We start from the raw sequence: 21544 nt of genomic DNA, 5'->3' as shown, positions 1-21544 counted from the left end.
TTGGCCCCTGCAAGCCTTGGGCCTGCCCGCGCCTACTTTGCGCCCACCGCGGCGCCGACCGAAGCAAAGCCGTCCGCGCGCAGGCGCTGCGCCAGATCGCGCTTGATGCGCCCCACCAGCCCCGGGCCCTCGAACACCAGGGCCGAATAGAGCTGCACGGCGCAGGCTCCGGCGCGGATCTTCGCATAGGCGTCCGCTCCCGAGCCTATCCCGCCGACGCCCACCAGGGCGAGCCGGCCGCCGGCGGCCTGGGCGAACTCGCCCAGCACCCGCGTCGACAGCGCCGTGAGCGGCGCGCCCGATAGCCCGCCCGCCTCGCCCGCGAACCGCGATGTCAGCGGCGGACGGGACACGGTGGTGTTGGAGACCATGATCCCGGCCAGGCCCCGGACGGCGCAGGCCGCGGCGATGGTCTCCACCTCGCCCGCCTCCAGGTCCGGGGCGACCTTCAGGAACATCGGCGCCCGGCCGGCCGGCGGCAGGCTGTCCGCCGCCTCGGCCAGGCGGCCCAGCAGCTCCTCGAGCGCGGCCTTGGTCTGCAGCGCCCTCAGGCCCGGCGTGTTGGGCGAGGAGATGTTGATGGTGAAATAGCTGGCCAGGCCCCACAGCCGCGTCAGCCCGGTCACATAGTCGCCGATGCGGTCGGCGGAGTCCTTGTTGGCTCCGATGTTGGCGCCGACGACGCCGGAAGGTCCGCGCCGCGCCAGCCGCCCGGCGAAGGCCTCCAGGCCCTTGTTGTTGAAGCCCATGCGGTTGATCACCGCCCGGTCTTCGCTCAGCCGGAAGAGCCGCGGGCGCGGGTTGCCGGCCTGTGGCAAGGGCGTCACCGTCCCGCACTCCGCAAAGCCGAAGCCGGCGCGCAGCATCGGTGCGAACACCTCGGCGTCCTTGTCGAAGCCCGGCGCCAGGCCCACCGGATTGGGCAGGGAAAGCCCGGCCAGCGACGTGGCCAGGATCGGATCGTCGCGGCCGCCTGCCGGGCCCAGCCCCAGCTTCAGTCCCTTGATCGCCCAGCCGTGCGCGTCTTCCGGATCGAGGCCCCGGAGCGCCCAGGTCGCCGCGCCGTGCAGGCTCACGAGAGCGCGCCGAGGACCGGGACGCCCTCGCCGTCCAGCGGCGCCTCGGTCACATAGCGCACCTGCTGGGCGGCGAGCGGGCCATAGAGGTGCGGGAAGAGGTCGCCGCCGCGCGAGGGCTCCCAGCGCAGGGCCTCGCCCAGGTCGTCAGCCTCCACCTCCAGCACCACCAGGTCCGCCTGGCCGGCAAAGTGCCGCCGGGCGGTCTCCTGCGCCTGGGCCGCGGTGGAGAAATGGATGAAGCCGTCCGCCCGGTCGAGAGGCGAGCCCTCGTAGCGCCCGGCCTCATGGGCGGCGGTCCAGTCGGCGCGTGGCAGGATCTTGTAGATGCGGGTCAATCGCCCCCTCCCAGGCCGCGTTCGGGGAAGAACAGGCCATCGAAGGCCGGCCGGCCGTCGTCGTCGAACAGGAACACCGCCGCCGCGGCTGTGGGGAACCGGCGGCTGGCGCGGGCGATCAGCGAGGGTGGGGCCGAGCCTTCCGTCAGAAGCTGCACGGCCAGCTCCTGCAGGCCCGGATTGTGGCCCACCACCATCACCGTAGGGGCGCCCGCGCCGGCCCGCGCGGCCTCGCGTCGGACGCGGCCGGAATCGGCGTGATAGAGGTCGTCGTCGAAGCGGGCGCGGGCCTTGGCGAAGTGGGGCTCGGCCGCCGCCCAGGTCTCGCGGGCGCGGGCCGCGGTCGAGACCAGCACCAGGTCCGGCGCGAAGCCCATGTCGGCCAGTTGGGCGCCCATCTGCGCCGACTCCTCGATCCCCCGGGGCGCGAGGCGGCGGTCGAAATCCTCGCCGCTGGCGGACTCCGCCTCAGCCTTGCCGTGCCGGAAAAGGATCAGCCGATCCATGGACGCTCCACCCTTGCGCGCCCCTCATAGCGGCGCCCGCGCCGCCTGCGAAGCCGCCGCAAAGCGCCCAAGACGTCATTGACACCGAAAGGGCTTGGCGGTCCAAGGCGCCATGGACGCAGGCGCGGAGCCCGGGTCGGATGTCGAGAGCGGCGGCGGGACCTGGCGGTTTCCGGCGGGAAGGCCGTTGCGCCTGGACTCCGGGGCGACGCTGAGCGGCCTGGAGGTGGCCTACAAGACCTATGGCCGCCTGAACGAGGCCAGGACCAACGCCGTCCTGGTCTGCCACGCCCTGACCGGCGACCAGCACGCCGCCTCGGTCAATCCGGTCACCGGCCGCCCCGGCTGGTGGGAAAACGTCATCGGACCCGGCCGGCCGCTCGATCCCGAGCGCTACTTCGTGATCGCCACCAACGTGATCGGCGGCTGCATGGGCTCGACCGGGCCCGCCTCGGCCAATCCCAAGACCGGACAGGCCTACGCCCTGTCCTTCCCGATGATCACCATCGCCGACATGGTCCGCGCCCAGGCCATGCTGATCGAGGCCCTGGGCATCGAGACCCTGTTCGCCGTGGTCGGCGGGTCCATGGGCGGGATGCAGGTTCTGCAGTGGGCGGCGGACTTCCCGGAGAAGCTGTTCAGCGCCGTCTGCATCGCCGCCGCGCCGCGCCACTCGGCCCAGAACATCGCCTTCCACGAGGTCGGCCGCCAGGCGATCATGGCCGATCCCGACTGGCGGGCGGGCGACTACGAGGCCGCCGGGGTGCGTCCGGAAAAGGGCCTGGCCGTGGCGCGCATGGCCGCGCACATCACCTACTTGTCCGAGCCCGCCCTGCAGCGGAAATTCGGCCGCGAGCTGCAGCGCGATGGCCTGTCGTGGGGTTTCGACGCCGACTTCCAGGTGGAGAGCTATCTGCGCCACCAGGGCGCCAGCTTCGTCGACCGCTTCGACGCCAACTCCTACCTCTACATCACCCGCGCGCTGGACTACTTCGACCTGGCCGCGCGGCACGGCGGCGTGCTGGCCGAGGCGTTCCGCAAGGCGCGCGGGGTGCGCTTCTGCGTGCTCTCCTTCTCCTCCGACTGGCTCTATCCCACCGCCGAGAGCCGCGACATCGTGCGCGCGCTCAACGCCGCCGGCTGCCGCGCCTCCTTCGCCGAGATCGAGAGCGACAAGGGCCACGACGCCTTCTTCCTCGACGAGCCGCAGCTCGACCGCACGCTGCGCGGCTTCTTCGCCTCCACCGCCCAGGCCCGAGGACTATAGGAATGGGACTCTAGTGGCCGCCATGCGCGAGGACTTCGCCGAGATCCTGCGGCTGGTGCGTCCCGGCGCGCGGGTGCTCGACGTGGGCTGCGAGGACGGCGAACTGCTCGACCTCCTGACCCGCGAGAAGCGCGTCGACGGCCAGGGGCTGGAGATCAGCCCCGCCGGGGTCTCGGCCTGCCTGGCCAAGGGCCTGGCGGTGGTGCAGGGCGACGGCGACCGTGACCTCGACCATTTCCCGACGCGGGCCTTCGACTACGCGATCCTGTCCAAGACCCTGCAGCAGATGCGCGATCCCAGGCACGTGCTGTCCGAACTCCTGCGCATCGCCGACCAGGCCATCGTCTCGGTGCCGAACTTCGGGCACTGGCGGATGCGGATGTCGCTGATGGCGCGGGGCCGGATGCCGGAGACGCGGGCGCTTCCCGACCCCTGGTGGTCGACGCCCAACATTCACCTGTGCACCCTGCGCGACTTCACCGACCTCTGCCGCGAACTGGACCTGCGGGTCGACGCCTGCGCGGCGCTGAGCGGCGGCAAGCCGGCGCGCTCGATCCGCCCGGACGGCCTGCTGGAGAACTGGCGCTCGGAGACCGCCCTCTTCCTGCTCGGCCGCCGCGCCGAGGACCGGCCCGAAGCCACGCCGCAGAACCTGTTCGGCGAGGTGGACCTGCCGAGGCCGGAGGGCGTGGCGCCCAAGGCCCGGCGGACGCGCGCGAAGGCCTAGCCGGCCCGCTCCAGCTTGGCCCTGATGGCCTTCAGCGCCGTTCGCATCAGCTCGGCGTAGGCGCTGTCGAGGAAGGCGATCCGCATCAGGGCGCGGCCGAGGCCGCCGAGGCTCCCGGGGAGCCGGTCGCCGCGCAGCCGGAAGGCGTAGGTCCAGGCCAGTTCCGTGCGCGCGCCGCCGTCCAGGGGCGCGAAGCGGAACTCGCCGATCGCGTAGGCGACAGGCCGCGCCGCCGGGGTGGTGTAGTTCCACACCTGGTAGCGGAAAAGTTCGGGGGTGCGCACCACCACCTGCTCCGTGGTCTGAGCGCCGTCAGTGAGCCGCACGATCCGCCGCCCGCCGGGCGTTCCCCACGGCCCCGGCGTCAGCGGCGTCACCCCGGCCACGCCCGGCAGCCGCTTGGTCGGCAGGACCATCTCCTCCAGCGCCCCCAGCACCACCCAGTCGCTGACCGCCTGGGGCGGCCGGTCGACGACGATGCGCTCGGTGCGCGCGATCATCGGGGCGTCGGGGTCGATGGCGGGCGGCGGGGGAAGGTCGGTCGGCATGGACCCACCCTAGGCGAGGCCGGGCGCGCGGACCAAGCCCCGACGACCTGAGCCACCTGTTCGGGACAATGGCCCGCGGCTAACCGGCGATGGCCGCGGCGTCGCGGTCGCCGGTGCGGATGCGCAGCGCCTGCTCCAGGTCCATGACGAAGACCTTGCCGTCGCCGATCTTGCCGGTGTTGGCGGTGCGCGAGACGGCCTCGACCACCGCTTCGCAGATGTCGTCCGGCACGGCGATTTCCAGCTTCACCTTGGGCAGCAGCTTCACTTCGTACTCGGCCCCGCGATAGACCTCGGTCTTGCCGCGCTGGCGGCCGTAGCCGCGCACCTCGGTGACCGTCAGGCCGGAGGCGCCGGCCTCGGTGACCGCGTCGAGCACGGCGTCGAGCCGGCTGGGTTTGATGATCGCGACGATCATCTTCATGGCGCCGCCTTTCGGTTCATTCGCGGCTCGACGCTAAGGCCTTCCCCGCGTCGCTCCAAGAGCTTGAGCTTTCGCTCGGTTCCTCCTGCCCGGGAAATGGGCGCCATGGAAAGGGCTCCCGGCGCGGGGGCGAGCAGCGGGCGGGCCCGCCGCACGCGCGCAGCGTGGCCCTTGGGCTTCACCGCGAACGTCTGCTTCACCGCCTCCATCAGCAGCAGGCCCGCGAACCCCGGCCACAGCCTGGAGCCCGTCTGCTCGAATCCCTCGGCCCAGCCGGCCATCCAGTTGAGCGGCGGCACATAAAGCGCCCGGGTCCAGCCGGAGGGCTCCAGCTCGGCCTCGCGCAGCAGTTCGGCCAGTTGGCCGCGGCTATAGGGCCGCCCATGGCCGAAGGGCGTCTTCTCGGAATTGGCCCACAGCCCATTGCGGGCCGCCACCGCCACGACGACCTTTCCCGAAGGCGCCAGCACCCGCCAGACCTCGCGCAGCAGGGCCAGGGGGTCGGGGCTCTCCTCGATGCCGTGGACCATCAGGATGCGGTCGAAGAGGGCGTTGGCGAAGGGCAGGCTGTCCTCGCCCACCAGGGTGGTCAGGTTGCGCGCGCCGCCCGGCCAGATCTCCACCCCCTGCTGGGCGGGCATGGCGCCGATCACCCGCCGCGCGGCGTGGCGGGCCGGGGCCACGAAGGGCGTCGCATAACCCAGCGCCAGCACGTCCAGTCCGCGCGCGTCGCCCCACGCCTCGATCACCTTGCGGCCCACCATGGCGCGCGCCGCCCGCCCCAGATCGGAGGCGTAGAACTGTCGAAGCTCCAGGACGTCGCGGCGCATAATCCATGGCTATGCTCGACTAAGGGGTCCCGCCAACCTAAATCGCATGCGCCCCGCACGCTCCCCATCTGGCAGGAGGTCCACCCATGCCGCTCACCGTCCACCAGTTCCCCTGCCTCGAGGACAACTACGGCTTCCTGGCCCGCGATGCGGCCACCGGCCTGGCCGCCTGCGTCGACACCCCTGACGCCGGCGCCATCCTGCGCGAGCTCGACAAGCTGGGCTGGAAGCTCGACATGATCCTCAACACTCACTGGCACCCCGACCACGCCGGCGGCAACGCCGAGATCGTGGCCGCGACCGGCGCCAGGATCGTCGGCCCCGCAGAGGTGACCCGCATCTCGGCGCTGGACCGCGAGGTGAAGGGCGGCGACACCGTGATGCTGGGCGAGACCCAGTTCCAGGTGATCGAGAGCGGCGGCCACACCCTGGGCCACATCGCCTATTTCGACGCCGCCGACCGCATCGCCTTCGTGGGCGACACCCTGTTCGCGCTCGGCTGCGGGCGGCTGTTCGAGGGCACGCCGGAGCAGATGTGGACCAGCCTGCAGCGCCTCGCCGCCCTGCCGGACGACACCACCGTCTACTGCGCGCACGAATATACCGCCTCCAACGCCCGCTTCGCGCTGTCGGTGGACGACGATCCGGCGCTCAAGGCCCGCGCCGAGCAGGTCTTCGCCGCCCGCCAGCGCGGCGAGGCCACGGTGCCGACCACCATCGCGCTGGAGAAGGCCACCAACCCCTTCCTGCGCGCGCCGGTGCTGGCCGGCCGGGTCGGCGCCGCCGGCAAGCCCGACTACGAAGCCTTCGGCGCCGTCCGCGCCGCCAAGGACGTGTTCAAGGGATAGGTCTCCGCTCGCCCGGGCCGCAAGAGCCGGAGCCGGGCGGAGAAGGATGCCTACTGGCGAAAGCTCTGGGCCACCTGGACGATGCGATCCGACGAGGGCCGGCCGGCCAGGCCCTGCGGCGGGGCGACGGTGACCTCCAGGACGCCGGCGCTGTCGAGCTGGACGGATGCGCGGCTCCCTTCCACCAGTTGCACCCGCAGGATGTGATCCAGGATCTTGCGGGCGTCGGAACGCTTGGACATCCGCACCACCGCCTCGCTGGTCACCATGGCCGCGTCGGCGATCAGGGGGGCCGATATGGGCGTCGCCTCCTGGCCGGGCCGTCCCGCGTCGAACTGGATCAGCCGGCGCGCGGCGCGGCTGGCGCGGGCGCTGGCCTGGGCCAGCCGCTCCAGCAGGACCTGCGGGCCCATGATGGCGAGCTTCAACGGCGGGGCGATGCCCGCCAGGGCCGCGGCCGCGCCGCCCGGCCGCTGGTCGGTGAACACCGTCACCCCCCCCAGCCGGGTGGCGCGCAGCACCGGCTCCCCCAGGTCGTTCTTGTAGATGGTGTCGCCGCGCGGGGCCGGTTGCGGCTGCAGGGCCCAGACCTCGAAGCTGCCGTCGAACTTCAGCAGCGCCTTGGACTGGGAGCGGTCGAAGGTGAAGACATCGCCGTCCTCGGTGACATAGCGGGCGACCAAGGGCGCGGCGATGTCGCGCCCGTCGCTGGGATGGCGCCCGAAGAGCCCGTCCCGGAGGCTGCCCAGGGGGCCCGCCGTCGCCGGCGAAACGAGGCTGAGCCATAGGCCGAGCATGACGGCGAGAACCGCCGCCGCCTTCGTCCTAGAAAAAGCCAGTGGCTCGCCCGTCATGACTCCAAAGGGCATGCCGAGGGGGTGTGGCGCTTTTTGGACCGGGGCAGGGCCTTCACCGGACAGCGGGGCCTCAGCCGACCAAGTATTGTCCGCCATTCAGCGACAGTGTCGTTCCGGTCACATACCCTGCGCGCTCGCCGGCCAGGAAGGCGACCATGTCGGCGATCTCGTCGCCGCGGCCGAGCCGGCCGACGGGAATCTGGCCGATAATGCCCTCCAGCACCTTCTCGGGCACTGCCTGGACCATCTCGGTGTCGATGTAGCCGGGGGCGATGCAGTTCACGGTGACGCCCTTCTTGGCGTTCTCCAGGGCCAGGGCCTTGGTGAAGCCGATCATCCCGGCCTTGGCGGCGGAATAGTTGGTCTGGCCCACCTGGCCCTTCTGGCCGTTGATCGAGGAGATGTTGATGATGCGGCCCCAGGACCGGTCGCGCATGCCCTCGATCACCTGGCGGGTCATGTTGAACAGCGAGTCCATGTTCACCCGGATCACCTCGCTCCACTGCTCGGAGTTCATCCGGTGGAAGACGCCGTCGCGGGTGATGCCGGCGTTGTTGACCAGGATGTCGATCGGACCGAGCTCGGCCTCGACCGCCTTCACGGCGTGTTGGCAATCGGCGAAGTTGCCGACATTGCCCTTGATCACCATGGCGCCGGTCTCGCGCTTCAGCGCGACGGCGGCCTCCTCGTTGCCGGAATAGCCTGCGGCGACCTTGAACCCGTCCGCGGTCAGCCGCTCGACGATCGCCCGCCCGATGCCACGGGTTCCACCCGTGACCAGCGCCACCCTGGCCATGCCGTTCGTCTCCCTATCGACCGTCGCCGGTTGATCCGGCGTTCAGCTCGTAATCTTCTCGACGCACATGGCCACGCCCATGCCGCCACCCACGCAGAGCGTCGCGAGGCCTTTGGTTGCGTCCGTGCGGTTCATCTCGTGCAGCAGGGTGGTCAGGATCCGCGCGCCCGACGCGCCGATCGGGTGGCCGATGGCGATGGCCCCCCCGTTGACGTTCACCTTCGCCGGGTCGAGGCCCAGGTCGCGCACCACGCAGATCGACTGGGCGGCGAAAGCCTCGTTGGATTCGATCAGGTCCAGGTCGCCCACCGACCAGCCGGCGCGCTCCAGGGCCTTGCGGCTGGCGGGGATCGGGCCGGTGCCCATGATCTCCGGATCGACCCCGGCGTTGGCCCAGGACGCGATGCGCGCCAGGGGCTTCAGGCCCCGCTTCCTGGCTTCGTCGGCGCTCATCAACACCAGGGCCGCGGCCCCGTCGTTGAGGCCCGAGGCGTTGGCGGCGGTGACCGAGCCTTCCTTGGCGAAGGCGGGCTTGAGCGCGGCCATGGCCTCCAGCGTCGCCCCGTGGCGGATGTATTCGTCCTGATCGACGACCGTGTCGCCCTTGCGGCCCTTGATGGTGACCGGGGCGATCTCGCCCGCGAACCTGCCCGCCTTCTGGGCGGCCTCGGCCTTGTTCTGCGAGCCCACGGCGAACCGGTCCTGGTCCTCCCTGGTGATCTGCCAGCGGGCGGCGATGTTCTCGGCCGTCTGGCCCATGTGATAGCCGTGGAAGGCGTCCCACAGCCCGTCCTTGATCATCGTGTCGACCAGGGCCAGGTCGCCCATCTTCTGGCCGCCGCGAAGGTTCTGGGCGTGCGGCGACTGGCTCATGCTCTCCTGGCCGCCGGCGATCACGATGTCGGCCGAGCCATCCATGATCTGCTGGGCGCCCAGGGCCACGGCGCGCAGGCCCGAGCCGCAGAGCTGATTGAGGCTCCAGGCGGGGCTTTCCACCGGGATGCCGGCGTTGACCGAGGCCTGCCGCGCGGGGCCCTGGCCGGCGCCGGCCTGCAGCACCTGGCCCATCACCACTTCGTCCACGTCGGCGGCCTTGATCCCGGCGCGCTCGATGGCGGCCATGATGGCGATCTTGCCCAGTTCGTGGGCGGGCAGGCTGGAGAGCGCCCCGTTGAACGAGCCCACCGGCGTGCGCGCGGCGGAGACGATGACGATGTCGGTCATGACGCGGATTCCTTGACGTCTTTTGGGGACGGCCCTTCCTCCCCATCTATTGGGAGCGCGCGACATTTCCGCAACCCCGCGCGTGATTTGGCGCCGATTGCCATTCTGCTCGCATCCGCGATACTGCGGTGCAGAAACAGGGTTCGCGGAGGTTCGCGGCCCGGCATAAGGAATTGGGATGGCCGACACGGAAGGGACAGCCGCCCCGGGCGAGCGCGTCGTCATCAAGAAGTACGCCAACCGGCGACTCTACAACACCGCCTCCTCCAGCTACGTCACCCTCGAGCACCTCTCGGAGATGGTGAAGAAGAACGTCGACTTCGTCGTCTATGACGCCAAGACCAACGAGGACATCACCCGCTCGGTCCTGACCCAGATCATCTTCGAGGAAGAGAGCCAGGGGCAGAGCCTGCTGCCGATCCAGTTCCTGCGGCAGCTCATCGGCTTCTACGGCAACTCCATGCAGGCCTTCCTGCCGTCCTATCTGGAGCTGTCGCTGGCCAGCTTCACCCAGCAGCAGGAGCGCATGCGCAGCCAGTTCTCCGCCCTGGGCCAGGCCGCGCCGGGCGTGGGCGTCTTCGACGAGCAGGTGCGCCAGAACCTCGCCCTCTTCGACCGGGCGATGAAGATGTTCTCGCCCTTCGCCTACGCCGCGCGGCCGGAGGAGCCGGCGCCCGCACCCAAGGCCGAGCCGGCGCCGGCTGCATCCGACGAGGCCCTCGTGGCGTTGCGCAAGCAGATGGAGGAGATGCAGGCGCAGATTGAGAAGTTGGCCGGCAAGCGTTAACGTCTCGGTAATGGTTGGCCCGAGTCCTGCACAAGCAGCCCCGCAATGACGATATCGATCGATCCTATCCGCAGGGCCCCTGGCCCGAGCCGTAGCCGCAAGGGCGAAGCCGACACAGACCGTGCCGATTTGACGCAGGCGACCGCGGGCAGCCTCTTGCCGGTGCCGGTCGGCCCGCCGCGCACGATCCCGCGAAGCGCGGCCCGCGTCGGCGGCGCCTCGGCCATCGACGCCCAGGTGATCGGCGAACGCCGCGGCCTGCGGGCCGGCCCCCAGATCCACGACCAGGCCCGCGTCAGCTACAACCGCACCGCCTGGTCCGGCTCGGCCGACCGCCGCGCGCCGACGGGCCGCTCCGCCCGCACCGAGATCTGAATCCGCTCATCCCGGCGAAAGCCGGGACAGCCGCGCCACCTCCGCCTCCAGCGCCGCCACCCGCCGCTCCAGGGCCGCGATCCGCGCGGCCGCCCCGCCCTCCGTCCCCGGAACCGGCGTCGAGACGCCCGCATGGGCGGCGACTTCTGCCGCCTCCGCGCCCAAAAGCTCGGCAAAGACCGCCACCTCGCCGGCCGACAGCTCCCGCTGGTCCTTGAAGACCAGGGCCAAGTCCTCGGCGCTCAGGGACGCAGCGGCGGCCAGCACCGCGCGCGAAAGGCCGCGCTCGCCGAGGCGCGCGTCGAACCAGGCGGCGTCGAAGAACAGGGCCATGGGGTCTCCGCACGGCTGGCGCCGGACTTGCTTAACCGTGATGGCGATTCCGATCACGAGGGCCCGTCATGCTGCAAGCCGTCTTCCGCCTCGTCGACGTGACCGTGGTCGCGCTGATCCTGACGGCCCTCACCTAGCCTTCCCTCCCCATGAAGGAGAGGAAGGGGCTAGACCTCGTCCACGCCGCCCGGTTGGCGCGCGCGGGACTGCAGCCAGACCACGCCGAACAGGTCCGACAACGACGCCCAGAGCCGTCCGAGGTTGGTGTACTTCGACGCGCCGGTCTGGCGGTGGCGATGGTTCACCGGCCGGAAGGCGGTCAGGTATCCCTCCCGCTGCATCAGGGCCGGCAGGTAGCGGTGAATGTGGTCGAAGTAGGGGAGCCTCAGGAAGGCCTCGCGGCGGAAGGCCTTCAGGCCGCAGCCGGTGTCGTTGGCGGTGTCGCTCAGCAGGCGCTTGCGCACCCCGTTGCCGATTCGCGAGGCGACCTTCTTGGCGTAGCTGTCCTGGCGCTTGACCCGCTCGCCGCCCACCAGCGCCAGCTCCGGCGGCCCGGCCAGCAGGGCGTCCACCAGCGCCGGCCCGTCCGCCGGATCGTTCTGGCCGTCGCCGTCCAGGGTGACGATCACCGCGCCGCGCGCGCCGAGGACGCCTGACCGAATCGCCCGGCTCTGGCCGGAGTTCCGGCGGTGGGACAGCACCCGCAACCGCGGGATCTCGGCGCGCAGGGCCTGCAGCGCCGCGCGCGTGCCGTCGCGGCTGGCGTCGTCCACGAAGATCATCTCGTAGTTCCGCCCCTCGAAGGCCGCGGCGATCTCGCGGGCCAGCGCGGGCGCTGCGCCCTCCTCGTCGAAGACGGGCACGACGACCGAGATTTCGGGGACGGAAGAGGCAGGGGTTCGAGCCATCTCTGCCTCCCATACCGGAAAAGCGAGCGTTGGAAAGGATCGTGCTATCACCGCTGCCATGACGCTTGAGGGTGAACTGGCGCGGCTCAGCCGCGGCTGGCGGGGGCCGGCGCTGGCGGCTTTGATCGCGTTCCTGGCGGGCCTGCCGGGCCTGCTCGCCGTGCCGCCCCTGGACCGCGACGAATCGCGGTTCGCCCAGGCCACCGCCCAGATGCTGGAAAGCGGCGACTTCACCGTCATCCGCTACCAGGAGGAGCCCCGCTTCAAGAAGCCGGTGGGCATCCACTGGCTGCAGGCGGCCAGCGTCTCGGTCTTCTCCAGCCCCGAGGCGCGCCAGATCTGGGCCTACCGCATCCCCAGCCTGCTGGGCGCCATGCTGGCCGCCGCCGCCTGCGCCTGGGGCGCGTCGGCCTTCTTCGGAGCCCCGGCCGGCCTGCTGGCGGGGGCGATGCTGGGCGCGACCTTCATGCTGTCGACCGAGGCCCTGATCGCCAAGACCGACGCCACGCTCTGCGGGGTCACGACGCTCGCCCTGGCGGCGCTCGGCCGGATCTACGCCGAGGCGCGCGGCGGCCCGCCGGCGGGACGGCGCGCCTGGCTGCTGTTCTGGATCGGGGTCTCGGTCGGGACCCTGGTCAAGGGACCGGTGACGCCGATGGTGGCCGCCCTGACCATCGCCGCGCTCACCCTCAGCGAGCGCCGCGCCGGCTGGCTGAAGCGGCTGAACTGGCTCTGGGGCGTGATCCTGCTGGCCGCCGTCTGCGGCCCCTGGGCCTGGGCGGTGACGGTGGCCACCGACGGCGGGTTCTGGAGCGCCGCGCTCGGCGGCGACCTGGCGCCCAAGCTGGCCGGCGGGCAGGAGAGCCATGGCGCGCCGCCCGGCTACCACGCCCTGCTCTCGCCGCTCCTGATGTTCCCGATGACGCTGCTGCTGCCCGCCGCCGCGGTGACCGCCTGGCGGCGCCGGGGCGAGCCCGGCGTTCGGTTCGCGCTCTGCTGGCTGATCCCCACTTGGCTGGTGTTCGAGGCCCTGCCGACCAAGCTCGTGCACTACACCCTGCCGACCTATGGCGCGGTCGCCTGGCTGGCCGCCGCGGCCCTGACGGCGCCGATCGGCAAGGGCGCGCGCTGGACCGGGGCGGCGATGGCGGGCCTGTTCGGGGTGCTGCTGGCCGGCGGCGCGCTCTACCTGGTCAAGGCCTATGGCGACGCCTCCGACCTCCCGGCGGCCCTCCCCGCGGCCCTGTTCCTGGCCGGCGCGGGCCTGGTCGGCGGCTACATGCTGGTGCGCCAGGCGCCGCCGAGCGCGGCGATGACGGCGCTGGCCCTGGGCGTCGCCGGCCATGCGACCCTGGCGGCGGGCCTGGCCCCGAGGCTCCGCCCGCTCTGGCTCTCCGCCCGCGTGGAGACGGTCATGGCCAAGGCCGAGCTGCTGCCCGAGCAGGGCATCGCCGACGCGCCGGTGACCGTCGCCGGCTACGCCGAGCCCAGCCTGGTCTTTGCGCTGGGCACCCCTACCGAACTCGCCGGACCCGAAGACGCCGCCCAGGCGATCTCCGAACACCGCCCCGCCGTCGTCGAGCAGCGCGAGGAGGCCAATTTCGAGAAGGCCCTGGCGGGCTACCGCGCGCGCGCCCATCTGGTGGCGGCCATCAAGGGCCTCGACTATTCGGACGGCAAGAAGATGACCCTGCGCGTCTACGAGGCGGCGCCGGGATCGCCTCAGACCGAGGCGCAGGACACAGGAGGCCAACCGTGAGCCGCTCCATCGAGATCGTCGAGGTCGGGCCCCGCGACGGCCTGCAGAATGAAAAGGCCCTGCTGGAAGTCGACCAGAAGCTCGACTTCATCCGCCGCCTGGAGGTCGCCGGCGCGCGACGCATGGAGACCGTCTCCTTCGTCAACCCCAAGCGCGTGCCGCAGATGGCCGGCGCCGAGGAGATTTCCGCCGCCCTGCCCCACGCCGCCGGCCGCTCGCGCATCGGCCTGGTGCTGAACGAGCGCGGCTGGGACCGCTGCGTGGCGGCCGGCTGCGACGAGGCCAATGTCGTGGTCTGCGCCACCGACGGCTTCGGCATCCGCAACCAGGGCGCCAGCGCCGCCGAGCAGACCGCCGCCATGCAGGCCATCGCCGCGCGGCAGAAGGCCGAGGGCGGCCCGCCGATCACGGTGACCATATCGGTGGCCTTCGGCTGCCCCTTCGACGGCGAGGTGTCGGAAGAGCAGGTGATCCGCATCGTCCGCGCGGCGGCGCAGGCGGGCGTCGCCGAGATCGCGCTGGCCGACACCATCGGCGTCGCCGACCCCTGGCTGGTGCGCAAGCGCGTCGAGGCCACCCGCAGGGCCGCGCCCGACCAGCGCCTGCGAATGCATTTCCACGACACCCGCAACACGGGCCTGGCCAACGCCTACGCCTCCGTAGAGGCCGGGGTCGACGTGCTGGACGCCAGTTGCGGCGGCCTGGGCGGCTGCCCCTTCGCGCCGGACGCCACCGGCAACATCGGCACTGAGGACCTGGTCTACATGCTGGAGCGCGCTGGCTTCGAGACCGGCTACGACCTGCCCGCCCTGATCGACACGGCCAAGTGGATGGCCGCGATCCTCGGCAAGCCCCCGGCCGCCTCGGTCAGCCGCGCCGGCGTGTTTCCGATGCCGGCCTGACTCCTCTCCCCCGGCGAAGCCGAGAGGGAGAGGGTAGGGAGAGGGCGGCTCGTGAAACCGTGATCCGCAGACGGTCGGGCGAGGACCATGGGTTATGGCTGGACGCGGATCGGCGGCGGCCAGTTCGACGCCGCCCTCTCCCTACCCTCTCCCTCTCTCGCTGCGCTCGGGGGAGAGGAGCGCTACCCCTTCGCCGCCACGAACAGGTCCTGGCCGCCGTCGTAGTCGCTGGGCGGGGCCCAGAGGCCATTGTGGCTGGCGGTCAGCGTCAGGCCCGCCTCAGCCACCGCCGCCTCGATCGCCGCCCGCCGGTGGCCGATGGCCCGCTCGGGCGAGCGGGGGTCGATGATCATCGAGGTTTCGTCGAAGGGGCGGAAGGCGAAGACCTCCGAATCTTGGCGCTCGGGCGTCAGGGCGAAGGCGGTGAAGGCGAGGCGCCCGCCGGGCTTCAGCACCCGCGCCGCCTCGGCGAGATAGCGGCGCATCCCGGGCATCCGCATGTGGGTGAAGACCGAGGTGGCGAACGCCAGGTCGACGGAGGCGTCGGCGGCCGGGAACACCACCTCGGTTTCCGCCAGCTTGCCGGTCTCGTTGTACTCCCCGTTCCAGACGTCCAGGTGTTCGAAGGTCATGTGCGGCTGGCCGGCGAAGCGGCGGCGGCAGGCGCGGACGCCCGCCGGCGACAGGTCGAACCCGACATAGCTTCCGCCGCCCCGGGCCAGCAGGGGCGAGAGCTGTTCGGCCACCCGGCCGTTGCCGCAGCCGATGTCCAGCACCCGGTCGGCGGGCCTGAGGCCGGCGTGTTCGCTCAGGTGTCGCACAAGCTGGGCGCCCACCGCCACGAAGTCGCCGTCGCCGACGTTGTGCACGAAGGCCCAGGGCTCGGCGCGGCGCCGGGGGTCGGCCAGTCGCGCGGGCAGGCTTTTGAAATCGAGCAGGGCCCCGGCCAGGGTGCGGCGCACGCCCGGCGGCGCGACGGCGATCAGTCTTCGAAGGATGCGTGGCGCCATGGGTCTATCAGCGCCTTGCGGCCGTCAGCCCGCGCGGCCCCGGAAGCGCCACATCACCGGCCGCACGATCGCCGCCCCGACCACGACCGGCGACATCACCCAGGCGATGACGCTCTGGGTCACGCCCACGGCGCGCTTGCGGAAGTAGCGGGCCAGGCCCACGCCCTTGTGGAACTCGACCCGGATCGGGCTGGTGCGGCTGGTGTGGCCCAGGTGGATCACCTCGGCCTTGGGATGGAACAGCACGCGCCCGCCCATCTCGCGCACCCGCCAGCAGAGATCGACGTCCTCGACGTGCAGGAAATAGCCCTCGTCGAAGCCCTTCACGGCCTCGAAGTCCTCGCGGCGCATGCAGAAGCAGGCCCCGGAGATGGTCGGCACCGCGGCGGCCTGGTCCGGCAGGGCCTCGCCCTCCCAGTGCACCTCGTAGCGCCGCCAGGCGGCGCTGCGGCCGGCGAGCTGGCTCAGCGACATCAGCGCGTTCATCAGGGTGATCTCGCCGCGCCGGCCGCCCCGCTGTTCGGTCAGGTCGGTGTTGAGCACCCGGCCGCCGACGATGCAGGGCGAGGGCCGGCCCTCGATCTCGCGCACCAGCTCGGCGATGCAGCGCGGCTGCAGGAAGGCGTCGGGGTTCAGGAACACCAGGATCTCACCGCTGGCCGTCCGCGCGCCCAGGTTGGCGGCCCGGGCGAAGCCGACGTTGCCGTGGCCGGCCAGGAGCACGACCCGCTTGTCCCGCTCCGCGAGCCCGCGCAGAAGCGCCGCCTCCGGCCCGGTCGAGCCGTTGTCGACGATGACGAACTCGTCGACCAGCGGGTCCTTCAGAACCCGCTCGACGCTTTCCTCCAGCGCCGCCCCGGTCATGTAGACGACCATGACCACCGAGACGCTGCGCCGCGCGGCCAGGAAATCCGAGGTCGGTGCGAGTTCGTGGGCGACGATGGGTGCGGCGATGCCGTTCATCCAGCCTCCATGGCGCCGACCGCGCCCGGGACCCGCAACTCCGCAGCTCCCCCGGCGCTCGCAGCATCGGGTGGAGTCGCCTGCATGGCAAGCAGGTTCGCGGCGGCCGCGAGGTCGAGGATCTGCTGGCCGTCGGAGCCCAGCCGGCGCAGGGCCACCTTGCCCTCTTCGGCTTCGCGCCGCCCGACCACGGCGATCACCGGAACCTTGGCCAGGGAGTGTTCCCGGACCTTCAGGTTGATCTTCTCGTTGCGCAGGTCGGTTTCCACCCGCAGCCCCTTCGCCCGCAACGCCGCGGCCGCCTGGAGAGCGAAATCGTCGGCGTCGGAGGTGATCGTGGCGACGACAACCTGAACAGGAGCCAACCAGAGCGGGAAGGCCCCGGCGTAGTTCTCGATCATCACGCCAATGTAGCGCTCCAGCGAGCCGCAGATCGCCCGGTGCAGCATCACCGGCCGCTGCTTGGTCCCGTCCTCGGCCACGTACTCGGCGTCGAGCCGCTCGGGCAGCACATAGTCGAGCTGCAGCGTGCCGCACTGCCAGGTCCGGCCGATGGCGTCGCGCAGGTGGAACTCCAGCTTCGGGCCATAGAAGGCGCCCTCGCCCGGCAGCATCTCGACCTCGGCGATGCCGGCGTTCTTGGCCGCCCGCTCCAGCTTCTGCTCGGCGATGTCCCAGACCTCGTCCGTGCCGAAGCGCAGCTCAGGGCGCAGCGCCAGCTTCACGGCGTGCAGCTCCAGGCCGCAGTCGCGGTAGACGCTTTCCAGCAGCCGCACGAACTTCGTGGACTCCGCCTCGATCTGGTCCTCGCGGCAGAAGATGTGCGCGTCGTCCTGGGTGAAGGCCCGCACCCGGAAGATGCCGTGCAGGGCGCCCGACGGCTCATAGCGGTGGCAGGCGCCGAACTCGGCCATGCGCAGCGGCAGGTCGCGATAGGACTTCTGGCCGTGGTTGAAGATCTGCACGTGGCCCGGGCAATTCATCGGCTTGACGGCCAGGACCTCGCCTTCCTCCGTCTCGCAGGTGAACATGGCGTGGGAGAACTTCTGCCAGTGGCCGGATTTCTCCCACAGCTCGCGGTCCATGAGCTGGGGCGCCTTGACCTCGACGTAGCCGTCGGCGTCCAGGCGGCGGCGCATATAGGCCTCGACCGTGCGGTAGAGCGTCCAGCCCTTGGGGTGCCAGAAGATCATCCCCTTGGCCTCTTCCTGCAGGTGGAAGAGGTCCATGGCCTTGGCGATCTTGCGGTGGTCGCGTTTCTCGGCCTCCTCGATGCGGTGGATGTAGGCTTCGAGATCGGCCTCCGAGGCCCAGGCCGTGCCGTAGATGCGCTGGAGCTGGGCGTTGCGGTGATCGCCGCGCCAATAGGCGCCGGCCAGCTTGGTCAGTTTGAACGCCTTGCCCACGAACTTCGTCGAGGGGAAGTGCGGGCCGCGGCAGAGGTCCTTCCAGTTTCCCTGGCGATAGACGCTGACGTCCTCGCCGGCGGGAATGCCCTCGATGATCTCCGCCTTGTAGGCCTCGCCGATGGACTTGAAGTGGCTGACCGCCTCGTCGCGCGTCCAGACCTCGCGCGTGATCGGCTCGTCGCGGTCGACGATCTCCTTCATGCGCTGCTCGATGGTCGCCAGGTCGTCCAGGCTGAACGGCTCGGCGCGGGCGAAGTCGTAGTAGAAGCCGTCCTCGATCGAGGGGCCGATGGTCACCTGCGTGCCGGGAAACAGCTCCTGCACGGCCTGCGCCATGACGTGGCTGGCGTCGTGGCGCAGGGTCTCCAGCGACTCCCGCGCGTCGCGCGTCAGGATCTCGAAGTGGCCGCCGGCCGGCAGGGGCCGGTCCACGTCATAGAGCTCGCCGTTCAGCTTGATCAGCGCAGCGCGCTTGGCCAGCGATGGCGCAATGGAGGCCGCCACCGCCCGTCCCGTGACGCCGTCGTCGTACTGGCGTTTGCCGCCATCGGGGAAAATCAGGTCGATCATGTCTCACAGGTCCACTTGCGCGCCTGATCCCCAAGGTCTTTGGCGATCTTGTGGCGCGGGGACGGGACCGGGTCGAAGCCCGAATCGCCGCCCCAGGGATGACAACGGCACAGCCTGCGGACGGCGAGGGCTCCCCCGCGCCACGGGCCATGGCCGATCAGGGCGTCTGCCGCATATTCCGAGCAGGTCGGAAGGAACCGGCATTGCCGCCCGATCAGCGGCGAAAGCGTCAGCTTGTAGGCGCGGAGCGCGCCTCTGACGCAGCGTTCGTAGAGGTTCATGCCGGCTACGGAGACTCGGGGGCCAGGGCGGGGCTTACGCCGCCCCTAGCGGGGGATCAAGCCGCGCCGGCGGGGCTAGTTCGCCCGGCGGTTCCCGGCGTCCCGGAAATGCTGGCCTGGCGGACAGCCTCGGTCACCGCCTCGAACGCGAGCAGCGTCGAGGCGTGGCGGGCCGGGTAGTCCTTCACAGGCGCGAGCATGGCCAGGTCCGAAAATCGTCCGTCCGGCGCGGGTGCGCCGTCCTTCAACATAGCCCGGAATTGCTGACGGGTCACTTCCAGCTCTTCCAGCGTCGCGCCGATCACCTGGGCGCCCAGCACCGAGGCCGCCGCCTGGCCGAGCGCGCAGGCCTTCACGTCCTGGGCGAAGTCGGCGACCCGGCCGCCGTCGACCACCACGTCGACCACCACGCGGCTGCCGCACAGCTTGGAGATCTTCTCGACGCTGGCGTCGGGCGCGGCCAGGCGCCCTGTGCGGGGCATGTTCGCCGCCAGCGCCAGCAGTTTCGCCGAGTAGAGATCGTCGATCATGCCCCCTAGATCGGGGGCCTGGGCGGCCCTGTCAAATATGTGGCCTTGTCAGCGCCTCGCACGGCCCTAGCGTTGCGGGCGGGAGGCGCCATGACCGCGGGCACGGCCGAACACCTGATCGAGGCGAGGCGCCGCGACCTCTTCGGCCATCCGCGCGGCCTCGTGGTGCTGGCCGGGACCGAGTTCTGGGACCGTGTCTCGTTCCACGGCATGCAAGCGCTGCTGACGCTTTACATGGTCGGCCAGTTGTTCACCCCCGGACACATCGAAAGGATCGCGGGCTTCCGCGTCTTCCGCGCCGCCGTCGAGGCCGTCTTCGGACATCTGACCCTCCTGGGCCTCGCGACCCAGGTGTTCGGCCTCTACGTCGGCCTGGCCATGTTCACGCCGGTCTTCGGCGGATTGATCGGCGACCTCTGGCTGGGCCGCAAGCGCATGGTGATCCTGGGCGCCCTGCTGATGACCGCCGGCCACTTCTGCATGGCCTTCGACCAGTCGTTCCTGGTGGCCATGCTGCTGATCATCCTCGGCACGGGCGCGCTGCGCGGCAATCTGCTGCCGCAGGTGGGCGAACTCTATCGGCCGGAGGACGGCCGCCGCGACACCGCGTTCCAGCTCTACTACGCGATGGTCAACCTCGGCGCCTTTGTCGCCCCGGTGGTCACCGGCGCCCTGGCCCAGACCTTCAGTTGGCACATCGGCTTCGCCTTCGCCGGCTTCGGGATGCTGGCCGGCCTCGTCGTCTATCTCGGCGGCCAGGGCGCCGTGGTCGCGGCGGCGCCGAAACCGGTCCGCGCGGCCCGCGCGCCGCTGACCGTCGCCGATTGGCGGCGGGTCGCGGCCTTGCTGGCCCTCGTGCCCGTGGCCGCCCTCTTCTGGATCGCCCAGTCGCAGGTCTGGAACACCTACAACCTTTGGGTCCGCGACCACGTTCAGCTCCAGGTGGGGCGATTCCTCGTGCCGGTGCCGTGGTTCCAGGCCATCGACGGCCTGTCGCCCTTCATATGCCTGCCGCCGATGCTGATGTTCTGGCGTTGGCAGGCGGTCCGCGGCAAGGAGCCCGGCGAATTCGTCAAGGCCGCCATCGGCTGCTTCATCTTCGCCGCCGCGACGCTCTGGCTGGCGGCCGCCGGGATCGCCGCCGACGGCGCCGGGCGGACGCCGATCCTTTGGGCGGTGGTCTTCCACCTCGCCTCCAATCTGGGCTGGCTCTATTTCACCCCGACCATGGTCGCCCTGTTCACGCGCGCAGCGCCGGTTTCGGTCGTCGCGACCCTGGTCGGGCTCAACATGCTCTCCACGACCGTCGGCAGCTTCGCCTCGGGCCGCCTGGGCGGCCTCTACGAGAGCCTGACGCCGGCCCAGTTCTGGAGCCTGCACGCGGCCATCGTCGCGACCGGCGGCGTGATCTTCCTGGCGATCGGCTGGCGCTTCGCGGGCGCCTACGGCCTCAAGGCTCCGGCGACAGCCCGGCCCTGAGCGCCGCGCGCGCCAGGCCGTCGCGGGTCGCGGCGTCCACCCCGTCCAGGCTGGGCGTGGAGGCCTCGCCGGCGACGATCTTCCCCTCGCGCATATAGAGTACATGATCGGCCAGCCGGGCGATCTCGCCGGCGTCGTGGCTGATGTAGAGCGCCGGGATCGCCAGCGCCCGATGCAGCCGCTCCAGGTAGGGCAGGATCTCGGCCTTGGCGGCGGCGTCCAGGCTGGAGAGCGGCTCGTCCATCAGGAGCAGCCTGGGCTGGCTCAGCAGGGCGCGGCCCAGCGCCACCCGCTGCCGCTCCCCGCCGGAGAGGTTGGCCGGGGCGCGGTCCAGCAACGGGCCCAGGCCCAGCAGCTCCACGGCGTCGTCGAAGCCCACCTCCGCTTTCGCCTCGGTGCGGCGCGCGCCGTAGTCGAGGTTGCCGCGCACGGACAGGTGGGCCAGCAGGCTCGCCTCCTGGAACACCACGCCCACCGGCCGGCGATAGGGCGGCGTGAAGCGGCGGGCGTCCTGCCAGACCTCGCCCCCGACGCTTAGTTCGCCCGCCATCCGCGTGAGGCCGGCGATGCAGCGCAACAGCGTCGTCTTGCCGGAGCCCGAGGGGCCGCTCAGCGCCGTGATCCCCCGGGCCGCCAGCACGAACCGGGCGTCGAGGCGGAAGCCGCCCAGGGCGCCGGAAAACCGCCCCTCGACGCTCATCGCACGGCCTCGTCGATGCGCCGGTCGAGCAGCAGCAGGACCAGCAGGGCCGCGAACGAGAACGCCACCACGCCGGCGGCCAGGCGGTAGGCCTCGG

25 protein-coding genes are annotated in these 21544 nt (G+C 71.3%); 8 read left to right on the top strand and 17 right to left on the bottom strand.

Features of this window, described 5'->3' with window-relative positions; all coding sequences use genetic code 11:
• Positions 1 to 32: 32 nt before the first annotated feature.
• From VNW53_RS00575 to VNW53_RS00565, 3 genes are read right to left on the bottom strand one after another with little or no spacing between them, the layout of a single operon-like run.
• Positions 33 to 1076: a quinone-dependent dihydroorotate dehydrogenase gene (locus VNW53_RS00575; protein WP_325552876.1), complete on the bottom strand. Its 1044-nt coding sequence runs from the start codon at positions 1074 to 1076 to the stop codon at positions 33 to 35.
• Complete coding sequence (locus tag VNW53_RS00570) at positions 1073 to 1414, bottom strand: DUF952 domain-containing protein (protein WP_325552874.1); 342 nt, start codon at positions 1412 to 1414, stop codon at positions 1073 to 1075. Before VNW53_RS00570 ends, VNW53_RS00575 begins: the two co-directional genes overlap by 4 nt.
• Positions 1411 to 1920, bottom strand: coding sequence for a SixA phosphatase family protein (locus VNW53_RS00565; RefSeq protein WP_325552873.1), 510 nt, complete (start codon positions 1918 to 1920; stop codon positions 1411 to 1413). The genes VNW53_RS00570 and VNW53_RS00565 overlap by 4 nt, the downstream gene beginning before the upstream one ends.
• A 112-nt stretch (positions 1921 to 2032) precedes the next feature.
• Here VNW53_RS00565 and metX point away from each other — a divergent pair, with 112 nt between their 5' ends.
• Together metX and metW are read left to right on the top strand one after the other, a co-directional pair.
• A complete protein-coding gene (gene metX, locus VNW53_RS00560; RefSeq protein ID WP_325552871.1) occupies positions 2033 to 3187 on the top strand; it encodes a homoserine O-acetyltransferase MetX in 1155 nt (384 codons plus the stop codon).
• Positions 3188 to 3209: 22 nt separating this feature from the next.
• Positions 3210 to 3914: a methionine biosynthesis protein MetW gene (gene metW / locus VNW53_RS00555; RefSeq protein WP_325552915.1), complete on the top strand. Its 705-nt coding sequence runs from the start codon at positions 3210 to 3212 to the stop codon at positions 3912 to 3914.
• Here metW and VNW53_RS00550 read toward each other — a convergent pair.
• The 3 genes from VNW53_RS00550 to VNW53_RS00540 form a co-directional block, all read right to left on the bottom strand.
• Positions 3911 to 4462 carry an SRPBCC family protein gene (locus tag VNW53_RS00550; RefSeq protein WP_325552869.1) on the bottom strand — a complete coding sequence of 184 codons (552 nt, stop codon included), beginning with the start codon at positions 4460 to 4462 and terminating at the stop codon, positions 3911 to 3913. The two genes, metW and VNW53_RS00550, sit on opposite strands and share 4 nt — an antisense overlap.
• A 79-nt stretch (positions 4463 to 4541) precedes the next feature.
• Positions 4542 to 4886, bottom strand: coding sequence for a P-II family nitrogen regulator (locus tag VNW53_RS00545; protein ID WP_325552868.1), 345 nt, complete (start codon positions 4884 to 4886; stop codon positions 4542 to 4544).
• Complete coding sequence (locus tag VNW53_RS00540; RefSeq protein ID WP_325552866.1) at positions 4883 to 5716, bottom strand: class I SAM-dependent methyltransferase; 834 nt, start codon at positions 5714 to 5716, stop codon at positions 4883 to 4885. The genes VNW53_RS00545 and VNW53_RS00540 overlap by 4 nt, the downstream gene beginning before the upstream one ends.
• 86 nt (positions 5717 to 5802) lie before the next feature.
• On the opposite strand from VNW53_RS00540, the gene gloB reads away from it, so the two are divergent.
• Entirely contained in the window at positions 5803 to 6564 is a 762-nt protein-coding gene (gloB, locus tag VNW53_RS00535) for a hydroxyacylglutathione hydrolase (RefSeq protein WP_325552864.1), read from the top strand.
• Between the two features lie 50 nt (positions 6565 to 6614).
• Here gloB and VNW53_RS00530 read toward each other — a convergent pair whose 3' ends face one another.
• From VNW53_RS00530 to VNW53_RS00520, 3 genes are all read right to left on the bottom strand, one after another.
• Positions 6615 to 7418, bottom strand: coding sequence for a DUF4908 domain-containing protein (locus VNW53_RS00530; RefSeq protein WP_325552862.1), 804 nt, complete (start codon positions 7416 to 7418; stop codon positions 6615 to 6617).
• 73 nt (positions 7419 to 7491) lie between these two features.
• Positions 7492 to 8217: an acetoacetyl-CoA reductase gene (gene phbB / locus VNW53_RS00525; RefSeq protein ID WP_325552861.1), complete on the bottom strand. Its 726-nt coding sequence runs from the start codon at positions 8215 to 8217 to the stop codon at positions 7492 to 7494.
• A gap of 42 nt (positions 8218 to 8259) precedes the next feature.
• A complete protein-coding gene (locus VNW53_RS00520) occupies positions 8260 to 9441 on the bottom strand; it encodes an acetyl-CoA C-acetyltransferase (RefSeq protein WP_325552859.1) in 1182 nt (393 codons plus the stop codon).
• Between the two features lie 178 nt (positions 9442 to 9619).
• On the opposite strand from VNW53_RS00520, the gene phaR reads away from it, so the two are divergent.
• Positions 9620 to 10228: a polyhydroxyalkanoate synthesis repressor PhaR gene (phaR, locus tag VNW53_RS00515; RefSeq protein WP_325552857.1), complete on the top strand. Its 609-nt coding sequence runs from the start codon at positions 9620 to 9622 to the stop codon at positions 10226 to 10228.
• Between the two features lie 129 nt (positions 10229 to 10357).
• Positions 10358 to 10603 carry a hypothetical protein gene (locus tag VNW53_RS00510; RefSeq protein ID WP_325552856.1) on the top strand — a complete coding sequence of 82 codons (246 nt, stop codon included), beginning with the start codon at positions 10358 to 10360 and terminating at the stop codon, positions 10601 to 10603.
• Positions 10604 to 10609: 6 nt separating this feature from the next.
• Here the strand turns inward: VNW53_RS00510 and VNW53_RS00505 are convergent, their stop codons facing one another.
• Together VNW53_RS00505 and VNW53_RS00500 are read right to left on the bottom strand one after the other, a co-directional pair.
• Complete coding sequence (locus VNW53_RS00505; protein WP_325552854.1) at positions 10610 to 10936, bottom strand: DNA-binding protein; 327 nt, start codon at positions 10934 to 10936, stop codon at positions 10610 to 10612.
• Positions 10937 to 11103: 167 nt separating this feature from the next.
• The gene (locus tag VNW53_RS00500) at positions 11104 to 11844 is read right to left on the bottom strand and encodes a glycosyltransferase family 2 protein (RefSeq protein ID WP_325552852.1); all 741 of its coding nucleotides are present in this window, start codon (positions 11842 to 11844) and stop codon (positions 11104 to 11106) included.
• Between the two features lie 58 nt (positions 11845 to 11902).
• Between VNW53_RS00500 and VNW53_RS00495 the strand changes: the two genes are divergently transcribed.
• The gene (locus VNW53_RS00495) at positions 11903 to 13603 is read left to right on the top strand and encodes a glycosyltransferase family 39 protein (RefSeq protein WP_325552850.1); all 1701 of its coding nucleotides are present in this window, start codon (positions 11903 to 11905) and stop codon (positions 13601 to 13603) included.
• Positions 13600 to 14505, top strand: a complete 906-nt coding sequence (locus VNW53_RS00490; protein ID WP_325552848.1) for a hydroxymethylglutaryl-CoA lyase — start codon at positions 13600 to 13602, stop codon at positions 14503 to 14505. Before VNW53_RS00495 ends, VNW53_RS00490 begins: the two co-directional genes overlap by 4 nt.
• A gap of 182 nt (positions 14506 to 14687) precedes the next feature.
• Here the strand turns inward: VNW53_RS00490 and VNW53_RS00485 are convergent, their stop codons facing one another.
• Genes VNW53_RS00485 through VNW53_RS00465 form a run of 5 tightly spaced genes read right to left on the bottom strand, consistent with a single transcriptional unit; the run spans position 14688 to position 19268 of the window.
• Complete coding sequence (locus tag VNW53_RS00485; protein WP_325552847.1) at positions 14688 to 15515, bottom strand: class I SAM-dependent methyltransferase; 828 nt, start codon at positions 15513 to 15515, stop codon at positions 14688 to 14690.
• A 24-nt stretch (positions 15516 to 15539) separates the two neighbouring features.
• A complete protein-coding gene (locus VNW53_RS00480; protein WP_325552846.1) occupies positions 15540 to 16478 on the bottom strand; it encodes a glycosyltransferase family 2 protein in 939 nt (312 codons plus the stop codon).
• Entirely contained in the window at positions 16475 to 18457 is a 1983-nt protein-coding gene (gene thrS, locus VNW53_RS00475; RefSeq protein WP_325552845.1) for a threonine--tRNA ligase, read from the bottom strand. Before thrS ends, VNW53_RS00480 begins: the two co-directional genes overlap by 4 nt.
• On the bottom strand, positions 18454 to 18738 hold the full coding sequence (gene yidD / locus VNW53_RS00470; protein ID WP_325552843.1) for a membrane protein insertion efficiency factor YidD: 285 nt from the start codon (positions 18736 to 18738) through the stop codon (positions 18454 to 18456). Before yidD ends, thrS begins: the two co-directional genes overlap by 4 nt.
• 56 nt (positions 18739 to 18794) lie before the next feature.
• Entirely contained in the window at positions 18795 to 19268 is a 474-nt protein-coding gene (locus VNW53_RS00465) for an iron-sulfur cluster assembly scaffold protein (protein ID WP_325552842.1), read from the bottom strand.
• A gap of 90 nt (positions 19269 to 19358) precedes the next feature.
• Between VNW53_RS00465 and VNW53_RS00460 the strand changes: the two genes are divergently transcribed.
• Positions 19359 to 20747 carry a peptide MFS transporter gene (locus tag VNW53_RS00460; RefSeq protein ID WP_325552840.1) on the top strand — a complete coding sequence of 463 codons (1389 nt, stop codon included), beginning with the start codon at positions 19359 to 19361 and terminating at the stop codon, positions 20745 to 20747.
• Here VNW53_RS00460 and modC read toward each other — a convergent pair.
• Positions 20719 to 21447, bottom strand: a complete 729-nt coding sequence (gene modC / locus VNW53_RS00455) for a molybdenum ABC transporter ATP-binding protein (RefSeq protein WP_325552839.1) — start codon at positions 21445 to 21447, stop codon at positions 20719 to 20721. The two genes, VNW53_RS00460 and modC, sit on opposite strands and share 29 nt — an antisense overlap.
• Positions 21448 to 21544: the final 97 nt, after the last annotated feature.

The sequence above is a fragment of the Phenylobacterium sp. genome, assembly GCF_035569475.1.
GTDB lineage: Bacteria > Pseudomonadota > Alphaproteobacteria > Caulobacterales > Caulobacteraceae > Phenylobacterium.
This window is presented reverse-complemented; position numbering and strand designations above follow the sequence as displayed.